Consider the following 16,359-nt stretch of genomic DNA (forward strand, 5'->3'; position numbering starts at 1 on the left):
TTTAATCTATATCGATATAATATTTATCGTCATCCATAATTTTTCTTAAAAATTCTTCAAAAGAATCAGCTATTTTTATCTCGTCGTAATAAATAGAATTATGTTTTTCGTCACCTAATTCAATAAGTAACAAGGCACTTTCATTTGCTTCAAAAAAAATTAATTTATCCTCCTCAAGTTCTTCATATAATTCTATATCTGGAACAAATTCAAAATCATTAACTTTTAATCTAGCATCTCTTATAGAAGCGGGTCCCATAATCCGATTGATATTATATTCAGATTTTCTAAGAAAACCATAACCAACTTCTATAAGAAATTCTCTTAAATCACAAGGGAATTTTAGTCCTAAGGTTGTTTCAACTTCTTCAATTTCTTTTTCACTTACTGGGAAAAACTGATTACCATCTTGATTCTTAATAAAATCAAATCTCATTAATTACTTACCTCCTTTAAATAATTCATTGGCTGGAGAGCCAATACCATGGATACCGGATTGGTGTTCGTTTGGAAATTTTGCAGGATGTATATTCCACCATTCATGTTCTCCTTAGAAAATATTCTCAATTATATGATGAGCATCATATTTATCTCCTTTTCTTCGAATTGGTTCACCGGTCTTCTCTGAAATAACATCTTCAGTATAAGTCGGCCATTTTTGTCCAGTATTTATTTCCCACTCCTCAATCAGCTTATCTTTAACTTTATTAAATACTCGTCGATGTTTTCTTGTTTCAGCAGGTGATAACTTTACATATTCTCTATTTCTTAACGCTTCCTTCAATTTTTCTTTCTGATTTTTAGGTAACTCTTTGCCTGTTCGTAGTTCTATATCTCTAATATATTTTTTATATTAAATCAAAATCTACTTTAACAGTTATACCCGTACCCCTACCACTAACTTCCGACTCCACTTTCGCCATAGAAATTAACTGATCCTTCAACCCCGTACCAATAACCACATTATAAGGTACTCCCCCTGCCAACGACAGTTGGTTTTTAGGATTGTAAGGTAATAGATTGGGAATTGAGGCTAATTCTTTTGCCTTTGTAACGCCTTTTATTGCTGCCGCTTTTGTAGTGACTACCCCAGTCTTCGATACGGCTCCCGCTCCTTTTGTCCCCACTACTGATGTGACGACTGTTCCGAGGGCATAGGATACCCAATGTGCCCGCGAATAGGCATCGCCATTAACCATATCTCTTTCATATGAGTCGGAGATGGACTTGGATATATATTTATAGGTTTTTATCGGGTGCATGATTGAATTTGCTACGCCTTCAACCGTTTCGCCAGGATCTGTTACAAAATCCCAAACTCCTGTCACGAAGTCTTTTCCTACATCATAAAGGCCTACGCCGATTCCTTTTGCAATGTCTGCGGTTTGCTTGGACGCTTCTAGCTGCATGACATATTGCTGCTGGGTGGTCGCTAAGTTTTCATACCCGATCTGCTTGGCGATTTTGAGGAACTCATCTGGATCTGTTACATGATTGAGTTGTGCCATCAAGTCTTTGATCCGACGATTCTCCTCTTCCTCTTTCTTAACCTTGAGATATTGCGCGGTTTCTTTTTTCCTTACTTCTAGGTTTTTATAGGCTTCACTATTTTTATAAGCTGCTGCATTAAAATAGAGCGGGGATACTTCTCCTCCCCTTGTACTGGATACTCATCAACATTAGAAAACAGTATGCAAAGTGTTGGACATCGACATTCGGATGTTAATAGAGGTTAAATAGCCTCTCGCCATAGTAATCGTTCTATTTACGTAAAAGATGTGAAAAATTTTAATAGGCAAGGGAAAGCAAAGGTAAACTATTCAAAGATGGAAATGGTGATAAGAAGTAAATTAGTACATACATTTTAAAATGATTTGTACGCACTATATAAATTGGCCTAACATCATATAGGACTTACAAGGGATATCTCTACTATCTGGATAAAGAGCGGTTTATTCGGCACTGGGTAGCCAAACATAAAAAGAAACCTTGATAGGCTAGCAGCCAGTCAAGGTTCTTGTGCGTATTTATATTTCTTGCTTAACTAAATCTAATAAAAAATCCCCAAAGTCATTAGCAATTATTTCATATATTTGACTTTCTAACTCAACTCCAGGTACAAATGAAACTACTTTAGGTTCTCCTTTATCATCAAGTTGATTAAAGTCTAAACAAAAAAGTTCATCACTTCCAGTATCATAAATAACCAAGAGGTTACTAGGAAGATTAATTTCTTTTCGTTCTGTTAAAGTATACCATATGGCGTCTGGAACAGAAGAGTTCTCAAAATCAACACTAATAATTCCGTAAATCTCTTGGGCTCCGAAGTTACCTGCACCAAATGTCTGTAAATAATCTAAATATAAACCAGTAAACCTTAATCCTAACTTTTCTTCAGCCAAATTTATTAATTCAGTTGAACGACCTCCAATAAAGTCAGCAATATCATCATCATTCAATATTATTTGTTTTGCTTCTTGATAAGCTTCAACACTCATTTTCATCCCCCATTTTCTAATTTAAAATCCTTGGTTCTGTTTTTCCAGTATTCACTTCTCCATTTATTAAATTCAGCTCTATTTATTCCCGAAGGTATAGTGTTAGGATTGATATGAATTATAGAACTATTTTCTTTATGAAACGTCTGTGTAACCTCTGCTATTGAACTCTCATTTCTCTGTGTCGTGTGATGAAGATTTATAGACTTTCCATCTGGTCCAAGTGGAGCCAATCCCTTTTTCATTCTCTCAAGATTAGTTCTTCCTCGTGCGTCTTTCATATTTGGATCTATAATATCATCTCTTTGGTAAACTTTCACATTTTTAAATTCAGTTGTTTTATTCCAATAATTATAACCATTACCTATACCCTTACCACTAATTTCATACTCCACTCTCGCCATTGAAATCAACTGATCCTTCAACCCTGCACCATTAACCACATTATAAGGTACTCCCCCTGCCAACGACAGTTGGTTTTTAGGATTGTATGGCAATAGATTAGGAATTAAGGCTAATCCTTTTGCCTTCGACACGCCTTTTGTTCATACTACTGATGTGACGACTATTCCAAGGGCATAGGATACCTAGTGAGTTCGCGAATACATGAGGAGTAAGTTCTTAGTTTGCGTTTTAATGTCTCACTTTTGATTTTAGGACGTTCTTATGTGTAAGGAATCGGTTTTAGAGTTCAAAAAAAAAACCTTGACTGAGTGACGAACACTCAATCATGGTTCATTAGCTATTTAGTTTAATCTTTTTTATATTAATTATTTGCATTCTTGATTTGTTCAAACCATATCCTAGCAATAGAACTTGCAGTTTTATTAGAATCATTTGTATGTACATGATCATATTTATAATCCGCCGCTAGTTTATTTGCTTGTACATCATAAACAATTAATTTCTGTTGGCATTTCACGATCATATCTTCTGCATAATTTAATCAATTCTTTAATATTTTCATTTATTATTTTCACAACTACTTTTTGTCGATCCACTGATATAAATTTGCATTACCCTCTTCATTGACTAATGCATCATTTCTCGCCTAAACTCGTATGTCTTATTTTATTGTGTCATGAGATGGTAGTACAAACAAGAGCTTATGATGGTAAACCATCATGAAGTCAATTCTTCAAAATGACCTTTTCTTTTTCTGTCCCCTTCTCATATGCTTTGCTTTTCAATTATCTGCACATGCCTTACTTTACTATTGAACTGGTCCCATAAATTCAGTAATAATGAGGATATGTTCTTTTAATTTAACCTTTTTTAAGTTCTCTACTTTTTCTGCTCCACCCAGACCTAATAGCGGTGTATAACCAAAACATTCATCATACTCCAACTCATTGTATTGTTTTATTGCTTCTGGATAAGGTTGCCAAGATAAATCTTCATCTCTGAATTCTAAGTCAGCAATATTTTGGAAGAAAAACTCAAATGTAAACATAATAGTCTTTACCTTACCGTACCTGTAATTAAGTAATCTAACATATCCATCTGACCAAATAACCAAATCCCCCATGCCAGTAGCAAACAATACTATTGAATTTTTATACCTTTCACTACTATCTTCTAAAACTTCTTGAAATTCTTCTGGATTTACACTTTTAAAATACCCTTGCATAAACGTTCCAAACCCATAGTCTTTCCATAAATTCACCATTTCTTCTGGAACTACATGTTTATATTTTTCGATAATTTCATTCGGAACTTTATTATGTAACTTAAAATCCGTTAAATACTTATCCATTCAAACTCCTCCTCTAATTTGTTAACTTTACATTTAAATACGTATTTTTCCGTTGTTCTTGTGTCATGTTCTTTGCTAATCCATTAATTTGTTCATCTACAATATCAATTCTATATCGCCATTGACTACCTATAGAAGAATTAATTTTCTTATCTCCCATTCCCCCAATTACCTCTGCTTTTCCACCCGCTATCTGGTCAGGATTATGCAGTGCAGCCTGAGTATCTAACCATCCCTTGGCTTCTTTCTTAGCCTGAGAAAGAGTTAGTCCTTCTCTTTGTAGTTCATTTATCTTTTGTACATAAGCTTCTTCCCTAGCAGCTTGTTGAGCTGCATTACTTTCTATTGCTCTACCTTCATCAATAAATCGCTTTCGATTTTGTTGGTATTCATATACAGTTAGTTCGTTCATACCCTTTTCTTGATCTTTTAACTGCCTTGCAAATTCCTCTGAATCAAATTTAGTTTTATAGTTAAAGTTTACCTCAATTTCTCTAATTCTTGGTACAGTATCTAAATCTTTAACTTCCTTACTATCCTTAACCGTTCCCTTACCACTAATTTCATACTCCACTCTCGCCATTGAAATCAACTGATCCTTCAACCCTGCACCATTAACCACATTATAAGGTACTCCACCTGCCAACGACAGTTGGTTTTTTGGATTGTATGGTAATAGGTTAGGGATAGAGATAAGTTCTTTTGCTTTCGTAACGCCATTTACTGCAGCGGCTTTTGTAGTAGTCGCCCCAGTCTTCGCTACAGCACCTGCGCCTTTTGTTCCTACTAAAGATGTGACGACTGTTCCGAGGGCATAAGTTACCCAATGAGACCGCGAATAGGCATCTCCATTTACCATATCCCGCTCATATGAATCAGATATTGCTTTTGAAAAATATTTATAGGTTTTTATCGGGTGCATGATTGAATTTGCTACGCCTTCAACCGTTTCGCCAGGATCTGTGACAAAGTCCCAAACTCCTGTCACAAAGTCTTTACCTACATCATACAGGCCTACGCCAATTCCTTTTGCAATGTCTGCGGTTTGCTTGGATGCTTCTAGCTGTATGACATATTGCTGCTGGGTGGGCGCTAAGTTTTCGTACCCGATTTGCTTGGCGATTTTGAGGAACTCATCCGGATCTGTTACATGATCGAGTTGCGCCTTCAAGTCTTTGATCCGGCGATTCTCCGCTTCTTCTTTCTTAACCTTGAGATATTGCGCGGTTTCTTTTTTCCTTACTTCTAGGTTTTTATAGGCTTCACTATTTTTATAAGCTGCTGCATTAAAATAGAGCGGGGATACTTCTCCTCCCCTTGTACTGGATATTTTCAGTTGCTCCATGAGTGCCGTCACTGCCGCTTGGTCCTCTTCGGATTTGGCATATTCAGTCGTCCACTTATGATCGATCTCGTTTACTTTGTCTATCGTTTGGGTCCGTTTCGTTTCAGCCTTCTCGATATTTTCAAAGAACGCATCGTCAGAAAAGGGCTCTAACTGAATGATATCATCAATTCCCGCAAATATTTTTTTCAGATCATTTTTCTGGGCTGTGACCATTTCCTTGGAATTTCGACTGGCGCTTTCCAGCTCTTCCTCTAAAAAAGGAACCGTGACCACGGTTTCACTAAGGTTCGCTTCGATTGTATCTCCTTGAATTCCACTTAAAAAGGCAACATGCCGATTGATCAGGCGCAGCCAAGAATCCACGACATCGATCTGTGCTTTGTAAAACCCTTTAATGGCCTCGGCGCCTTGCCCCTGCAGCTCATCATCCAAATTAACGATACTCTCAAATCCTTTTTTCAATTCCGTGAGCTGTTCTTTTAGGTCTTTATATTGTCCGACACGCGTTTGCATGGCAGAAACTAGTGTTTGAGATTCGTAAATCATAGACATAATGGAAAGTCCTTTCAACTTCTTTTCTTATAACTAAATATCATTTGGATGAAATATTTTTAGCAACTGTAAAATTATGGACTAAATATATTTTAGAAGAGTTTCTATATTTATTCAAGAAATGAGGGGACTTTTTACTAAACGGATTAATAATGAAGGAAATAGTTTTTAGTATAAAGAGGATAGGCTAATAGAATATTTCTTTAAGCTTTGTAATATTGAACAAAAATGGGCTGTCCAGGAGCCACAAAATTGGCAAAGTTAAACTGATGCGTAAATAAGGGCTATTCCTGTTGAAGGAATAGCCCTTTCCTTGTATCAAAATTAAAAGGCCGGTATGGCCGTTTCACTATATTTCTCTTCTAAAAATTTGCGTACCTCCGGGCTTGTCATGGCCTTGGCCAACTTTTGGACTGGCTCAGAATCCACGTTATCCTTGCGTGCCACTAATGTAATCGCAAAGTCATTTTCAACACCTTCTGTGAGAAGAGCGTCATTTTTTGGTGTCAAACCAAGCGGTGCAGCGTAAGCCGGTGTTATCACGATCGCATCTGCTTCATCATACGTTCTCGCTAGCATTAATAAATCCACTTCTTTAAACTGATAGTTTTTAGGGTTCTCGGTAATATCAGACATTGTATAGTATGGACCCTTTTTTTCCTTTAAAGTAATAACTTTATGCTGTGCTAGCAATGCCAATGAACGATCAATATTCGACACATCATTTGCAATGGCAATAACGGCACCCTCTGGCAATTTATCCATTGAATCGTATTCTTTGGAATACACACCATAATTGGCAAAATAAATGGGTTTCACCGGTACAAGCTCGGCATTTTTGTTTCGATTGAATTCCTCCATATAAGGAACGTGCTGGAAGAAGTTCACATCCACTTCTTTTGCCGCTAGTGCGGTGTTAGGCTGCACATTATCACCTAATACAACCATTTCCAGGTTAATGCCCTCCTCTGCCAGCTTTGGTTTAACAAGCTCAAGAATTTCCGTCATTGGGGGAATGAGTGAGGCCACTTTCAATGTTACCTCTTCCTTCTCCTGATTCTGCGCATTTTCTTTCTCTTTTCCTTCATCCGCCTTGCCACATCCTACTAAAAGCAACATAATTGCTGTCATGAGAAAGAGTATTTTTTTCATGATGTTTCCCTCCATTATTTATCTTTTATCAATCATTCTGGCTACAGCTGTTCCAATAAATTGGATAAGCTGTACTAGAATAATCATAATGATAATCATATAAATCATTAGCTCTGTTTTAAACTGCTGATAGCCATACCTGATGGCAAAGTCGCCGATACCGCCGCCTCCGACCACTCCCATGATCGTTGAATAGGAAATAAAGCTGATAATCGATGTTGTTAGTCCGAGGACAAGCCCTGAACGAGCCTCCACGTAAAGAAATTTAAATATGACATCCTTTACAGAAGCCCCCATGGAAATGGCTGCCTCGATCACACCCTTTGGCACATCCAATAAAGATTGCTCGACCAATCGCGAATAATGGGCAATGGCAATGATCGCTAATGGTACGCAAGCAGATGCTGTACCAATGGCTGTGCCGATTATGAGCCTTGTAAACGGGATTAAAAAAACAACCAATAACAAAAATGGGAATGAACGGATAATATTCACAAGTAAATTCAAAATCGAGAAAGCCCACGGATTATCAAGCAAATGACCCTTCCTAGAAAGAAATAGCAAGGTCCCGACAGGCAATCCAATCAAAATCGCAGCTAAAATGGACACACCAACCATCGTAATGGTTTCTCCAATTGACTGCCAAATTTCTGCCTCATATTGAATTAAAATCTCAGGCATGACCCAGCCCACCATTCTCTGCTAATTGTTCGATAAAGTATTCTGGACGATTATCCTTTTTTTGAATCCCGCTTGGTTCGATTAAGACCGTGTCATAAATCTCTCCCTCTGCCATGATCGATACACGATTGCATATACTTTTAATGACATCCAGCTCATGACTAACAATGACAATCGTCACACCGAAGCGTTTGTTGATGTTCTCTAGCACATCTAATATTTCAGCCGTTGTATTTGGATCAAGGGAAGAGGTCGGTTCATCACATAATAACACTTGCGGGTTATTTGCCAATGCCCTTGCAATGGCAACACGCTGCTTTTGTCCCCCGCTTAATTGTGCAGGGTATCTCTCCATCTCACCCTCCAATCCGACAAATTGGAGACACTCTACAACACGGTTCCGACGTTCCTTCTTTGGATAATTTGCCAGTTCTAAAGAGGCTGCCACATTGTCATAAACCGTTTTATTTGCCACAAGATTAAAATGCTGAAAAATCATGCCAATCGACTTCCGTGCTCCCCGAAGTGCTTTATTGTTTAATGTTGTCAATCTTTGGCCGTTTACCTCCACGTTGCCCGCATCTGGGGTCTCCAACAAATTCATTAGCCGCAGCAACGTTGATTTCCCTGCTCCGCTTGCTCCGATTATTCCATGGATTTCACCTTTAGGTATTGTTAAAGTAACAGACTTAATTGCCTGAAACTGTGAAAATTTTTTACTCACTTGATGCAGGTTAATCATAAAATCCCACTTTCTATTTGTTGAAAGGTAAGTATAACGCTCTTATAGTTCCATCAAAGAAACACAGCTAATATATTATTTTATCAACTAATGAGGACCTAATGCAAAGACACAAATTAACAGTTAAAGACTTCTAACCCTATTATCATCCTTATGACTAGATTTTTCTATTAATCGGATTATTCCTTTCAAAATAATGGAGAGTACATTATAATTGATAATGGTTATCATTATCAATTGTTGGTTTCTAACCTTCAAAATACGAATATTCATAAAGGACGTGGAGGAAAATACATGATTCAGTACCTTGATGAGAAAATTGCCAACTATGAGGTATGTGTCATCTTACCCTCAAATTACGATCAAACCAAGAAATACCGAACAATCTATATGCATGATGGCGGAGAAACTGCCAAACAAGCTGCAAACTATATCGATCATTTAATTCTTTCAGGTCAAATTGAGCCACTTATCGTTATTGGAATTGAACCAATTGATCGCAAAAATGACTATACGCCGTGGGAAGCACCATCACTTGCACCTCTTGGTCCTACTTTTGAAGGACAAGCACAGATTTATTTACATACTGTTGTAACCGAAATAAAGCCATATATAGATGCCCATTATGCTACGAATCCTGAACCTTCACATACAGCTATTTCCGGCTGCTCATTAGGAGGGCTTGTTTCGATTTTTGCCTCCTATTATTATCCAGAGGTATTCCATCAATATATCTCATTATCTGCTTCCTTTTGGTACGAGGATGTTCTTCGCTATCTTCAAGGAGAAAAGATTGAACGGCAAGGAAATATCCATATCAAACCAACTGTGAATCGTCAAAATCATCAGCTCTATTTATATGTCGGGGAATTAGAGGGAATTTATAAAGAAACGATACAAAAGCATATGGTTGACTACACGAAGAAGGCCCACCTTGAATTTATCAAGGAAGGCTATTTGGAATCCAATCTATTATTTGCGTCAGATCCAGAAGGAACTCATGATGACCTATTCTTTTCTAACTACTTCATTAAGTCACTACGTTGGTTATATGGCATAGAAACTAAAAACGAAACGTCGGATCGTTAATTATCCTTATCGATGGAATCACAATAGCCCCCAAGAAGGGTGATTGTCTTGGGGGCTGCTTTTTAAAAGAGTCTTTATCTATTGGCGAATAGGAAGTTCCTACTCTTAATGGGTGACACTACAGAAGCATGATTTTTATCCATCGCATAATATAGAAACTTTGCATCCTCTACCATAAACCCTTCCTCACTTCCAACAGTGATCAAAAGCCTTTGATCAATCCAATGATCGCAATCAGCATGCAGCATAACCTCATGATCGTTCTGCCAAACGGAAGGACTTGTTGCCACTTACGATTGAAAAAGCTTTGAGTAAAAAGAGTCCCGAGCAAGTTGATAGGCCCACTGTCAAACATGTTTTTGTTAATCTGTTATTTCTTCTTTTATATTGCTTTTTCAAAAATTAGTGAATGATTCAGCTACAAGCTTTTTAGCAAGAAATAATCAACGATAACTAAGCAAGGGTTTTCCTCGTGAAAATGTTTTATGGTATGATAGTTAAATTGTTTATCTACCCTGTGACACATTTACATTCATCTAAGAAAAGAGGTATTTATGCACGCCACAGAATTAACCAAGCGACATTGGTTACTCATCTTAACACTTACTTTATTAACATTTGTTCTCGGGACAAGCGAATTTGTTATCGTCGGGATCTTAACCGATATTTCCTCGAGTCTCCATATCACAAATGCCAAAGCAGGCACACTCGTTTCTGCGTTTGCGCTTACGTTTGCCGTTGCCACACCGCTCGTGATGTCGGCAACGAGTCATTTTCCAAAGCGTAAATGGATGTTGTTTCTGATAGGTTCGTTCATCGTTCTGAATGCTTTGTGCGTGATTTCGACGAGCTACATCATGCTCCTTGCACTTCGGATGCTGACTGCGATTGTAACAGGCGTTTTAATTTCCCTTGCCATGGTTGTTGCAAGTGAAACCATGCCGATCGCTAAACGCGGACTTGCTATATCATTCGTTTTCGGTGGCTTTACGCTTGCAAACGTGATTGGAGTACCGATAGGCACTGTCATCGCTGAATGGTACGACTGGAATGCATCCTTCCTGTTAACGACTTTTCTCGGAGCTATTGCGTTTTTGGCATCTTTCTTCGTATTGCCTACTATGCAAAGTACAATTCGCAGTTCGATGCGTGATCAATTTTCTTTGTTAACACACCCGCGAATTTTAATGGCTTTTTTCATTCCATCTCTTGGGTTTGGAGCGACGTATGCCGTTTATACGTATCTTGTTCCGATTCTGAAAGGAATGGAAGCACCAGGCAGTTCAATCAGTTTGATCTTGTTTGGCTACGGATTCATTTCCATTTTCAGCAACATACTTGCTGGTAAAATTGCCAGCTACAATGCGATCGGACGCCTCCGGTTTGTTTTCCTCGTGCAGGCAATCGTTCTGATCAGTTTATATTGGACGACAAATCATTTTATCTTTGGATTGATTAACATTGGCTTGATGTCATTAATGGCCATCCTTTTAACAACATCTACCCAGCTTTATTTGATAGACCTTGCCGGTATTTATCAACCAAAAGCTACAGGGCTAGCTGCTTCACTGATGCCAGTTGCAAGCAATGTCGGTATCGCCTTTGGTTCCGCACTGGGCGGAGTTGTTTACCACCAGGGAAATTTGCTGAATGTGACATGGGTCGGTGGGCTGGTTGCAATCTTTGCAAGTCTTCTAACATTCCTAAGTTATCGCTTAGACCAAAAGCAAAAGAAAGCAGCATAAGAGAAAGCTAAAAACGCATTGGTATGCTTCCTTTGGTACCTCCAATAGAACAAAAATCTTTTCATGGCAAAATAAACAAACCTTCAAATAAATGGAAGAAAGAAGTATCAAGAACGATAGTTGTTCTTTGATACTTCTTTTTTTAAAAGACTAGGTGCTAAAAACCAAGCGGATAATTGCGATTTACGCCGCCTGAATTATATGCCCTTTTTTCCTAGAGTTACCGCCAATGTAAGGAATATATAAGGATAAGTTAATAAGGTAAGCTCTAAAAACCCAAAACCTCCAAAAACTAACATTTCCGGAGCGTGCCCGTCTAAATAATATCCTGTTCCGGTCATATACAAGCCAACAAGAAGATATGTTGTTATAGATATTCCTATTAAAAAATATCCTATGATATTAAACTTAACTTTTGTAAAACTATCTACTAAAATACCTACATATAATAATCCAAGCAGCAGCACTAAAATAGGTATGTATACTGGCTCATAAAAAAAATCACTCATACTTTCAATTAGCATCTTATACCTCCTTCTAAAAATAACCTATACTGGATTACAATTCTTAATATGAGTACTGGCCGCCACGGTTCTAAATTCCAAGAATTTAGGTATGTATTCCCATGTTTGCCGTCCAAGTATTGACCTTGTAACTCTGTTAAAATTACTTTTATTCACAATTATGACTATCCAAAAACACTGCCAATTAAAATGTTGCGGTTATAGAATGGTATGATCCTATTTATCATTCAGTAAGGAAAGGTGTATTATCATCAAATGTTTTTTCATTTTTTCTCCCCCCATTTTAATTTTCATTCCTATAATGGCATAATAACCCTAAATCCAGATTGATAGATTCCAAAATTGAGTTCAGGATTTTCACATATGGAAAACTCCCCTTTCTTTCCGATAGGTTATGTTAAATCTTAATGTTGTTTTACCCCAAAAGAAAACCGCCCTTTGTAAAGGCGGTTAATTAAACTATCGTTTCCCGTTAGTGGCAATGAATCCCGAAGCATTGTTTCCTAATCTTTCTCTAATGTAACAAGTGAATAAACTGCTCCACCACCACCTGCACCTGACATAGCACTCTGAGAGACAACCTTCCATCCCTCTTGCAAAAGTTGATTTAAATCACTTAAGTTATTCTTCTTTTCGGTAAGATAATAAACTACGATTGCCTTTTGCATAATACAGCTCCCTCCAGAACTCAATATATCCTATATAAAATTTCATGATTTTACCGAAGCCGTTCGTCGAAGCTTACTGTTTGTTTCATTTACAGTAAACAGACAAGAGGCGACAACATATTTTTCTTAGTCGACATTGTGTTCTCATATTCCTTGCTGTTTAACATCTATCCTTTTGTACGACATATGACCTCATTTGCAACAACAACCAACTATTTCGTTAACTGGCTATACACCGTGACGTTATTTCGACGACACCACCAAAAACCGGACATTTTGATCCGAGAAGTTAAACCAGTAATGGGCTTTTCTAGCATCGAACATGAACGACTGCTGTTCATGGAGTTCCATTCTTTCTCCCTCTATTTCCACTGTTAACTTCCCTTCGATAATGAATAAGAATTCATGTCCGCTATGAGAAAAGGCGCTTCCTTTATTTTCACCTGGCTTTAAGGTGACAAGAATAGGCGAAAAAACAGCATCACGAATGCCGCTGGATAAATTTTGATAGTGAAATTGTTCTTGATTATAATCTGAATTTTCTTGGGAGCGGTCCTCAGAAAAAAAGAAACTTGGGCTGACATCTAATGTATCAGCGATTTTTTTTAATGACTCTAATGTGACGCTTGATTTACCCCGTTCTACTTGCGATAAAAAGCTGATCGAAACGCCTGTTTGTTCAGCAAGGCTCTTTAATGTTAGTTTTCGCTCTTTCCTCAATGATTTCATTTTTTCCCCGATTGAATCAAAAGGCATAGAGATGCCCCCTTTTTTTACATAGTATCTAGCTTCATTATACAGTACAAATTTTGATGAATGTTCCGTCATTAATAAAATAATTGACAGAAAATTTAAAATTATTTACAATAAAGGAAATAATAAATTGAAGTGACACTTCAATTTATAATGGGGTGACTCAAGATGGAGAAGAAACAAATGCGGCGAATTTTAATTGCGAGTTTAGTCGGAAGTTCGATTGAGTGGTTTGACTATTTTTTATATGGGACCGTTTCAGCTCTTGTGTTTAACCAGCTATTCTTCGTGAATGAGGATCCGACAATAGGGCTGTTGCTTTCCTATGCATCCTTTGCGTTAGCATTCTTCATCCGCCCCTTTGGCGGAGTGATTTTCAGCCATATTGGCGATCGTATCGGGAGAAAGAAAACACTTGTTTTAACACTTAGTTTAATGGGTGTCGCAACATTTGGGATGGGGCTTCTTCCTACATATCAAGCCGTTGGGATTTGGGCGCCGATTTTATTAATCACGTTGCGCTTAGTACAAGGTCTGGGAATTGGCGGTGAATGGGGAGGCGCGCTTTTATTGGCCGTTGAATATGCTCCCGCTGAGAAACGGGGCTTGTTCGGGTCCATTCCTCAGATGGGTGTTACTATAGGAATGCTGCTTGGAACCGTTGCCTTATCCATTATGACACTGCTGCCTGAGAACGCATTCATGACTTGGGGATGGCGTATACCATTCATTTTTAGTGCTCTGCTTGTATTCTTTGGCCTTTGGATTCGTAAAGGAATTGATGAAACACCTTCATTCAAAAAAGTGAAGGAATCCGGAGAAGTTCCAAAGCTGCCGATTGTAGAAACTCTTAAGAATTATTGGCGTGAAGTGCTTATCGCCGTGGGAGCCAAAGTGGTAGAGACAGCTCCATTTTATATTTTTAGCACGTTTGTCGTATCATATGCTACTGCAAATCTCGGTTTCTCACGGACAGCTACATTAACTGCAGTCATGATTGCTACAATTATAACGACGATTTTAATACCAATCATGGGGAATTTATCTGATAAGATTGGCCGCAAAAAGCTGTTTATAGGGGGAACGATCGGGATGGCACTGTTTGCATTCCCATACTTCTGGTTGCTGCAGCAAAAATCGGTACTGCTATTAATCGTTGCAACAGTGATAGGTTTAGGGGTTATTTGGGCCCCCATCACAGCTGTTCTTGGAACGATGTTCTCGGAAATTTTCGATGCAAAGATTCGTTATACCGGCATCACGCTTGGATATCAAATCGGAGCAGCTCTGGCAGGAGGAACAGCGCCGCTAGTTGCAACGGCTTTACTTGATAGGTTTAATAACTCCTATGTTCCTGTCGCCCTTTATATTATTTTTGCATCTGTCCTGTCACTAGCAGCGATTTGGGCAGTTAAGGATCGCAGCAATCAGAAATTAGACGAAACGCATAATACTAGTGCCATGTAATCTATGGATCTTTTACTTCAAGGAGGACAATTGAATGTTGGTAATAAGTGAGAAGGAAATTCAACAATCATATGGAATGAAAGACGCAATAGCGGATATAAAGGCCGTATTGCGTGCACATGGTGCTCAAAGAATAGACAACCCTCATCGCACAGTGCTTGCTTTCCCTCAACACGAGGCATCGGCCCTTTACATGCCAAGCGCTGATTTATCTGAAGAAGTTTCGGCGGTCAAAGTCGTTACCATTTTTCCAAAGAATCCTTCAAGGGGGATGGCAACAACACAAGGAGTCATCTTACTGTCAGATGCAGAAAATGGCGAACATTTAGCACTGTTGAATGCCTCCTATTTAACACGTCTCAGAACGGGGGCATTGAGCGGCATTGCCACAGACTTTCTTGCTCGTAAAGACGCCAGGGTTCTCACGATCATCGGGACAGGGGCTATGGGATTTGAACAAGCAATCGGTGTGTTAGCCGTAAGGGACATTGAGCGTATTTTATTAGTAAATCGCACACCAGAGAAAGCGCAGAAATTCGGTGAAAAGCTGCGGGCATTCGGAGTAACCGTTCCTTTTGAAGTTTGCGAAGATGTTTCAGCAGCTGTTCGTCAAGCAGATATCATTTGCTGTGCAACCCGCTCGAATGAGCCTGTATTTAATGGACTGGATTTAAAGCCGGGCACACACATTAACGGGGTCGGGTCTTACTTGCCGCATATGAAAGAAGTGGATAATACCACGGTATCACGCGCTGCTAAAATTATCGTCGACGATTTGGCTGGCGTGAAGGATGAGGCAGGAGAACTCATTTCTGCAGCCAATCAGGGAAATTGGTCGTTTAATGATATTCATGGGGAGCTTTTTGAACTTGTCATGCGGACCAAAACAGGCAGGGAAAATGAAGAGGAAATTACCTTCTTTAAGTCAGTCGGTGCTGCTTACTTTGACCTCGCTGTGGCAAAAGGTGTTTACTGCCAATCGAAAGAACGGAACATCGGGATGGAGATTGAGGTATAACAGAAGCTTGTACATTTCGCTATCGCTGAATGTAATAACAACCCTATTTATTTGCCTTAGCTTGCAGTAACATTTCATCTTTAAAATAAGAGACCCTTCTTTCGGAAGGGCCTTTTAAATAACCCTTATCTTTTACAAGCGATCAAGTCTTTATCACGGTCGCTTTTTTTATTATGACTACCCTCTAAACAAAAAAACACTACCAATTAAAATAGCAGTGTCGTTTTCGTGATAACCTTATTGATTCAATAGACCAGGTAATGTCTGAGCAATATTTGTCAGTTGGTCAATAACATCAAATACTGCTTTTGTCATAAATATTTGAACTACTATTAAAATACTCAGTAATATTAAAAGGATTATTTT

The 16,359-nt window shown here is 38.4% G+C and carries 15 protein-coding genes and 2 pseudogenes; 4 read left to right on the plus strand and 13 right to left on the minus strand.

The genetic code is table 11. The features are described 5' to 3' along the window. Position 1: 1 nt before the first annotated feature. The 9 genes and pseudogenes from ABOA58_RS22220 to ABOA58_RS22260 form a co-directional block, all read right to left on the minus strand. The gene (locus tag ABOA58_RS22220) at positions 2 to 436 is read right to left on the minus strand and encodes an SMI1/KNR4 family protein (protein ID WP_350300047.1); all 435 of its coding nucleotides are present in this window, start codon (positions 434 to 436) and stop codon (positions 2 to 4) included. Between the two features lie 3 nt (positions 437 to 439). Beyond that, positions 440 to 866: pseudogene (locus ABOA58_RS22225) on the minus strand (T7SS effector LXG polymorphic toxin); the annotation flags it as partial. 1,161 nt (positions 867 to 2,027) lie between these two features. Beyond that, entirely contained in the window at positions 2,028 to 2,498 is a 471-nt protein-coding gene (locus ABOA58_RS22230; RefSeq protein ID WP_230160401.1) for an SMI1/KNR4 family protein, read from the minus strand. A 2-nt stretch (positions 2,499 to 2,500) separates the two neighbouring features. Next, complete coding sequence (locus tag ABOA58_RS22235; protein ID WP_350300048.1) at positions 2,501 to 2,941, minus strand: HNH/ENDO VII family nuclease; 441 nt, start codon at positions 2,939 to 2,941, stop codon at positions 2,501 to 2,503. Between the two features lie 770 nt (positions 2,942 to 3,711). Beyond that, positions 3,712 to 4,254, minus strand: coding sequence for a T6SS immunity protein Tdi1 domain-containing protein (locus ABOA58_RS22240; protein WP_350300049.1), 543 nt, complete (start codon positions 4,252 to 4,254; stop codon positions 3,712 to 3,714). 13 nt (positions 4,255 to 4,267) lie between these two features. Continuing rightward, positions 4,268 to 6,154, minus strand: coding sequence for a polymorphic toxin type 15 domain-containing protein (locus ABOA58_RS22245; protein WP_350300050.1), 1,887 nt, complete (start codon positions 6,152 to 6,154; stop codon positions 4,268 to 4,270). A 324-nt stretch (positions 6,155 to 6,478) separates the two neighbouring features. Beyond that, a complete protein-coding gene (locus tag ABOA58_RS22250) occupies positions 6,479 to 7,306 on the minus strand; it encodes a MetQ/NlpA family ABC transporter substrate-binding protein (protein WP_350300051.1) in 828 nt (275 codons plus the stop codon). Positions 7,307 to 7,324: 18 nt separating this feature from the next. Continuing rightward, positions 7,325 to 7,987 (minus strand): methionine ABC transporter permease, encoded by a 663-nt coding sequence (locus ABOA58_RS22255; RefSeq protein ID WP_350300052.1) that lies wholly within the window; start codon positions 7,985 to 7,987, stop codon positions 7,325 to 7,327. Then, positions 7,980 to 8,729 (minus strand): methionine ABC transporter ATP-binding protein, encoded by a 750-nt coding sequence (locus ABOA58_RS22260; RefSeq protein WP_350300053.1) that lies wholly within the window; start codon positions 8,727 to 8,729, stop codon positions 7,980 to 7,982. Before ABOA58_RS22260 ends, ABOA58_RS22255 begins: the two co-directional genes overlap by 8 nt. 294 nt (positions 8,730 to 9,023) lie before the next feature. Here ABOA58_RS22260 and ABOA58_RS22265 point away from each other — a divergent pair, with 294 nt between their 5' ends. Then, entirely contained in the window at positions 9,024 to 9,818 is a 795-nt protein-coding gene (locus ABOA58_RS22265) for an alpha/beta hydrolase (RefSeq protein WP_350300054.1), read from the plus strand. Positions 9,819 to 10,372: 554 nt separating this feature from the next. After that, positions 10,373 to 11,563 carry an MFS transporter gene (locus ABOA58_RS22270; RefSeq protein ID WP_350300055.1) on the plus strand — a complete coding sequence of 397 codons (1,191 nt, stop codon included), beginning with the start codon at positions 10,373 to 10,375 and terminating at the stop codon, positions 11,561 to 11,563. Positions 11,564 to 11,760: 197 nt separating this feature from the next. Here ABOA58_RS22270 and ABOA58_RS22275 read toward each other — a convergent pair whose 3' ends face one another. The 4 genes and pseudogenes from ABOA58_RS22275 to ABOA58_RS22285 form a co-directional block, all read right to left on the minus strand. Then, positions 11,761 to 12,087 carry a hypothetical protein gene (locus tag ABOA58_RS22275; protein WP_350300056.1) on the minus strand — a complete coding sequence of 109 codons (327 nt, stop codon included), beginning with the start codon at positions 12,085 to 12,087 and terminating at the stop codon, positions 11,761 to 11,763. 503 nt (positions 12,088 to 12,590) lie between these two features. After that, complete coding sequence (locus tag ABOA58_RS22280; protein WP_350300057.1) at positions 12,591 to 12,755, minus strand: hypothetical protein; 165 nt, start codon at positions 12,753 to 12,755, stop codon at positions 12,591 to 12,593. Positions 12,756 to 12,797: 42 nt separating this feature from the next. After that, positions 12,798 to 12,919, minus strand: a pseudogene (locus ABOA58_RS27785) (IS1595 family transposase); the annotation flags it as partial. A gap of 79 nt (positions 12,920 to 12,998) precedes the next feature. Further along, a complete protein-coding gene (locus ABOA58_RS22285) occupies positions 12,999 to 13,511 on the minus strand; it encodes a helix-turn-helix domain-containing protein (RefSeq protein WP_350300058.1) in 513 nt (170 codons plus the stop codon). Positions 13,512 to 13,676: 165 nt separating this feature from the next. Here ABOA58_RS22285 and ABOA58_RS22290 point away from each other — a divergent pair, with 165 nt between their 5' ends. Together ABOA58_RS22290 and ABOA58_RS22295 are read left to right on the plus strand one after the other, a co-directional pair. Then, positions 13,677 to 14,975 carry an MFS transporter gene (locus ABOA58_RS22290; RefSeq protein WP_350300059.1) on the plus strand — a complete coding sequence of 433 codons (1,299 nt, stop codon included), beginning with the start codon at positions 13,677 to 13,679 and terminating at the stop codon, positions 14,973 to 14,975. A 34-nt stretch (positions 14,976 to 15,009) separates the two neighbouring features. Next, on the plus strand, positions 15,010 to 15,993 hold the full coding sequence (locus ABOA58_RS22295) for an ornithine cyclodeaminase family protein (RefSeq protein WP_350300060.1): 984 nt from the start codon (positions 15,010 to 15,012) through the stop codon (positions 15,991 to 15,993). Positions 15,994 to 16,359 lie beyond the last annotated feature (366 nt).

This window comes from Peribacillus frigoritolerans, from assembly GCF_040250305.1.
Lineage (GTDB): Bacteria > Bacillota > Bacilli > Bacillales > DSM-1321 > Peribacillus.

Coding starts and splice junctions, on each gene's coding strand:
- ABOA58_RS22285 (WP_350300058.1), bottom strand. CDS start 13,511: ATGCCTTTTGATTCAATCGGGGAAAAAATGAAATCATTGAGGAAAGAG.
- ABOA58_RS22250 (WP_350300051.1), bottom strand. CDS start 7,306: ATGAAAAAAATACTCTTTCTCATGACAGCAATTATGTTGCTTTTAGTA.
- ABOA58_RS22280 (WP_350300057.1), bottom strand. CDS start 12,755: ATGCAAAAGGCAATCGTAGTTTATTATCTTACCGAAAAGAAGAATAAC.
- ABOA58_RS22230 (WP_230160401.1), bottom strand. CDS start 2,498: ATGAGTGTTGAAGCTTATCAAGAAGCAAAACAAATAATATTGAATGAT.
- ABOA58_RS22290 (WP_350300059.1), top strand. CDS start 13,677: ATGGAGAAGAAACAAATGCGGCGAATTTTAATTGCGAGTTTAGTCGGA.
- ABOA58_RS22270 (WP_350300055.1), top strand. CDS start 10,373: ATGCACGCCACAGAATTAACCAAGCGACATTGGTTACTCATCTTAACA.
- ABOA58_RS22245 (WP_350300050.1), bottom strand. CDS start 6,154: ATGTCTATGATTTACGAATCTCAAACACTAGTTTCTGCCATGCAAACG.
- ABOA58_RS22265 (WP_350300054.1), top strand. CDS start 9,024: ATGATTCAGTACCTTGATGAGAAAATTGCCAACTATGAGGTATGTGTC.
- ABOA58_RS22260 (WP_350300053.1), bottom strand. CDS start 8,729: ATGATTAACCTGCATCAAGTGAGTAAAAAATTTTCACAGTTTCAGGCA.
- ABOA58_RS22255 (WP_350300052.1), bottom strand. CDS start 7,987: ATGCCTGAGATTTTAATTCAATATGAGGCAGAAATTTGGCAGTCAATT.
- ABOA58_RS22275 (WP_350300056.1), bottom strand. CDS start 12,087: ATGCTAATTGAAAGTATGAGTGATTTTTTTTATGAGCCAGTATACATA.
- ABOA58_RS22220 (WP_350300047.1), bottom strand. CDS start 436: ATGAGATTTGATTTTATTAAGAATCAAGATGGTAATCAGTTTTTCCCA.
- ABOA58_RS22240 (WP_350300049.1), bottom strand. CDS start 4,254: ATGGATAAGTATTTAACGGATTTTAAGTTACATAATAAAGTTCCGAAT.
- ABOA58_RS22295 (WP_350300060.1), top strand. CDS start 15,010: ATGTTGGTAATAAGTGAGAAGGAAATTCAACAATCATATGGAATGAAA.